Source organism: Microbacterium sp. B19 (genome assembly GCF_000333395.1).
Classification (GTDB): Bacteria; Actinomycetota; Actinomycetes; order Actinomycetales; family Microbacteriaceae; genus Microbacterium.
This window is the reverse complement of record NZ_BADA01000106.1, coordinates 1-4,009: the sequence shown is the minus strand read 5'-3', so window position 1 is coordinate 4,009 and position 4,009 is coordinate 1. Positions and strand designations below refer to the sequence as shown.

At 69.7% G+C, this 4,009-nt stretch carries 3 protein-coding genes; all 3 read left to right on the top strand.

The window, feature by feature from the left end; all coding sequences use genetic code 11:
* The first annotated feature begins 141 nt into the window (after nucleotides 1–141).
* Nucleotides 142–861, top strand: coding sequence for a demethylmenaquinone methyltransferase (locus I5G_RS03750; protein WP_022877858.1), 720 nt, complete (start codon nucleotides 142–144; stop codon nucleotides 859–861).
* A 76-nt stretch (nucleotides 862–937) separates the two neighbouring features.
* Nucleotides 938–1,999, top strand: a complete 1,062-nt coding sequence (locus I5G_RS03745; protein WP_022877857.1) for a polyprenyl synthetase family protein — start codon at nucleotides 938–940, stop codon at nucleotides 1,997–1,999.
* Between the two features lie 40 nt (nucleotides 2,000–2,039).
* Nucleotides 2,040–3,413, top strand: coding sequence for an FAD-dependent oxidoreductase (locus I5G_RS03740; RefSeq protein ID WP_022877856.1), 1,374 nt, complete (start codon nucleotides 2,040–2,042; stop codon nucleotides 3,411–3,413).
* Nucleotides 3,414–4,009: the final 596 nt, after the last annotated feature.

Below are 4,009 nucleotides of genomic sequence, written 5' to 3'. Positions count from 1 at the left end.
TCCGTCGCCGTCGACCTCCAGCGGCGCGTGCGCGACCGGGAGGCGCCGTTCTCGGACGACGTGACCGGTCCGTGGTTGCAGCGACTGGCCGACCTCGCGCAAGCCGAGGACGACGACGCTGCCCGCGCCTAGACTCGACGGGTGAGCAGCGACCCCAACCGCGCCGACCTCGGCAAGGACCCCCAGCGCGTCAGCGGCATGTTCGACCAGGTGGCCGCGGCCTACGACCGCACCAACTCGGTGCTGAGTCTCGGCAACGACCGGTTCTGGCGCGTCGCGACCCTGAAGGCCGTCGCCCCGAAGCGGGGCGAGCGCATCCTCGACCTCGCGGCCGGCACCGGCACGTCGTCGATGGCGTTCGTGCCGAGCGGTGCGAACGTCGTCGCGGCGGACTTCTCGCCCGGCATGATCGCCGAGGGGCGCCGTCGGCACGGGAGCGTCCCGAACCTCGAGTTCGTGCAGGCGGATGCCACCGACCTGCCGTTCCAGGACGGTGAGTTCGACGCGGTGACGATGTCGTTCGGTCTGCGGAACGTCAACGACCCGCGTCGTGCGCTGCGGGAGCTCCGCCGGGTCACGAAGCCCGGGGGCCGCATCGTGGTCTGCGAGTTCTCGCATCCGCCGTCCCGGGCCTTCAACGGTCTCTATCGCTTCTACAACGACCGCGTGCTGCCGACCGTGGCGAAGGCGATGAGCTCCAACGCCGAGGCGTACGACTACCTGAACGAATCGATCCGCGACTGGCCGAACCAGCCGACGCTCGCGGCGTGGATGCGCGACGCGGGCTGGGTGAATGTGGCGTACCGCAACCTCACGTTCGGCATCGTGGCCCTCCACCGCGGAATCAACCCGGGCGCGTAGTCCCGAGAGGGCGCGTGCTGTCAACCGTCGAGATACCGACGGCGACCCCGGACCGCGCCAGGATAGGCTGAAACCCGTGACCCCGAGACCGCCCGCGGCCGGCTCCCGCCTGTCGGGCAAGCTGGGCCTGAGTGACCGCATCTTCGCCGGACTGCGTGCGCGCACCCTGCTCTCCACCGTCGAGGCCGGCCTCGACCGTGTCGAGAGCACGCTGGAGCGCGAGGTGCGCAGCGCCGACCGGCTCGCCGACGTCACCGCCCGATACCTGTACGAGGCGGGCGGCAAGCGCGTGCGCCCGATGCTCGCGATCCTCACGGCGCAGCTCGGCCAGGGCACCACGACCGAGGTCGTGGAGGTGGCCACGGCCCTCGAGCTGACGCACCTCGGTTCCCTGTACCACGACGACGTCATGGACGGTGCCGACAAGCGTCGTGGCGTGCCCAGCGCGCAGACGGTGTGGGGCAACAACATCGCCATCCTCACCGGTGACCTGCTCTTCTCCCGCGCGAGCCAGCTCATGGCCCGCCGCGGTGAGCGCGCGATCCAGCTGCAGGCCGACACGTTCGAGCGGCTCGTCCTCGGTCAGATGCACGAGACCGTCGGTCCGCAGGAGGGCGACGAGCCGGTCGAGTTCTACCTGCGCGTCCTCGCCGACAAGACCGGTTCGCTCATCGCCGCGGCCGCGCAGTCGGGCGTGATCTACTCGGGCGCCCCCGAGGAGTTCGAGGCTCCGATGGTCGTCTTCGGTGAGAAGGCGGGTGTCGCCTTCCAGCTGCTCGACGACGTCATCGATCTCTCGCCCGACCCGTCCGAGACCGGCAAGGTGCCTGGCACCGACCTCCGCGCGGGCGTGCCCACCATGCCGTACCTGCTGCTCGGCCACCGCTCCGACCAGGCCTCGGCCGACCTCCGGGCGCGCATCGACGAGGGGCAGGACCTGATCGCCGCGGGCGCTGACCCGGCGATCCTCGACGACGCGCTCACCGAGCTCCGCGAGCACGAGACGACGCGCGAGACGCTCGACCTCGCCCACCGGTGGTCGCAGGACGCGATCGACGCGCTCGAGCCGCTGCCGGACGGGGCCGTCCGCGAGGCCCTGACGCGTTTCGCCCGCGCGGTGGCCGACCGCTCCGCCTGACCTTCCCCCACACCCCCCGATCGCGATCGAGAGGACCCCCATGACGAAGCTGCGCCTTGCCATCGTCGGCGCCGGCCCCGCCGGCATCTACGCCGCCGACATCCTGCTGAAGGCCGAGCGCCAGTTCGACGTGTCCATCGACCTGTTCGAGCAGCTCCCCGCCCCCTACGGTCTCGTCCGCTACGGTGTCGCCCCCGACCACCCGCGCATCAAGGGCGTCATCACGGCGCTCCGCGAGGTGCTCGACCGCGGCGACATCCGGCTCTTCGGCAACGTGAACTTCGGCACCGACATCACGCTCGACGACCTGAAGCAGCACTACAACGCCGTCATCTTCGCCACCGGCGCGATCCGTGACGCCGACCTCGACATCCCCGGCATCGACGCACACGGCTCGTACGGTGCGGCCGACTTCGTCAGCTGGTTCGACGGTCACCCCGATGTGCCGCGCGAGTGGCCGCTCGAGGCCGAGTCGGTCGCGGTGATCGGCAACGGCAACGTCGCGCTCGACATCACGCGCATGCTCGCCAAGCACGCCGACGACCTGCTTCCCACCGAGGTGCCCGACAACGTGTACCAGGGGCTCAAGGCCTCGCCCGTCACCGATGTCCACGTGTTCGGCCGCCGCGGTCCCGCCCAGGTGAAGTTCACGCCGCTCGAGCTGCGCGAACTCGGCGAGCTTCGCGATGTCGACATGGTCGTCTACGACGAGGACTTCGACTACGACGAGGCCTCCCTCACCGCCATCCAGACCAACAAGCAGGTCAAGGTCATCGACCGCGTCCTGCAGGAGTGGCGCACGCGTCCCGGCGCCAACAACGCCGGGGGCGAAGCCTCGCGCCGCTTGCACCTGCACTTCTGGGCGAAGCCCCTGGAGGTCGTGACGGATGCCGAGGGCCGCGTCGCCGCGCTGAAGTACGAGCGCACGAAGCCCGACGCCGAGGGCGGCGTCTCGGGCACCGGCGAGATCCGCGAGGTCCCGATCCAGGCGATCTACCGGGCCGTCGGGTACTTCGGCTCGCCGCTGACCGACGTGCCGTTCGACGAGCGTCACGGCGTCATCCCGAACCACGAGGGCCAGGTGCTGGCATCCGACTCGAACGAGCGGATCCCCGGCCTCTACGCCACCGGGTGGATCAAGCGCGGACCCGTCGGCCTCATCGGACACACCAAGTCGGATGCCATGGAGACCGTGCGCCACGTCATCAACGACCAGGCCGAGTGGTGGCGTCCCGCGCACCCAGAGGAGGAGGCGATCCCCGCCCTCCTGGCCGAGCGCGGTGTGCGCTGGACCGACCTCGAGGGTTGGCACCGACTCGACGAGCACGAGATCGCTCTCGGCGCCCCGCACGAGCGCGCGCGCATCAAGGTCGTCCCGCGCGACGAGATGATCCGCGTCTCGCGCGGCGAGTAACCGCCCCGAGCCGAACGGGCCGCCCCTTCCGACTAGGAGGGGTGGCCCGTCTCGTCTCCTCAGACTCTTGTTTTCGTGCGCCTCAGAGCGCGGATGCCGAGACACATCCACATGATGGCCAGGGCCAAGAGCCCAAGTGCCCAGAATCCGGCTCCCGTGGCTGCCCATAGGGCGAGAGCTAGGAACAGCGCCGCCATGACGAACGAAATCGTCGGTCCCGGCCGCACGTGAGTTTCCACGGAATCGCGGATCATGACGAACACCCCCAGAGCGAGACGGCGACATCCAGGATCGCGGTAAGGGTTAGGGTCAGAGCAGCGAGGAGCGCGATGGATAGTCGCCCCAGGCGACTGACTCGGGTTGGAGTGCGTCGCGCCGGGGGTAGCCGGCTGAAAATCTTCATGATGACTGCTCCCTCCGTTGGGTTCATGGAGGTCACTGACTCTTGCCGCGGGGCGACAGCTGGTGGTGCAAGTTCACCCCCCAAGCATCGGGATTCACTCGGCGGCGATCTCCCGCCCCGACTGACAACCACCGCGCCAAGACGTAGCCGGGGGCATCGACAGACCCACGTGCTCCCGACGAGGATGCGTAGG

What these genes read in the sequence shown, in the direction of transcription:
- I5G_RS03740 (WP_022877856.1), top strand. Translation starts at nt 2,040, where the DNA reads ATGACGAAGCTGCGCCTTGCCATCGTCGGCGCCGGCCCCGCCGGCATC.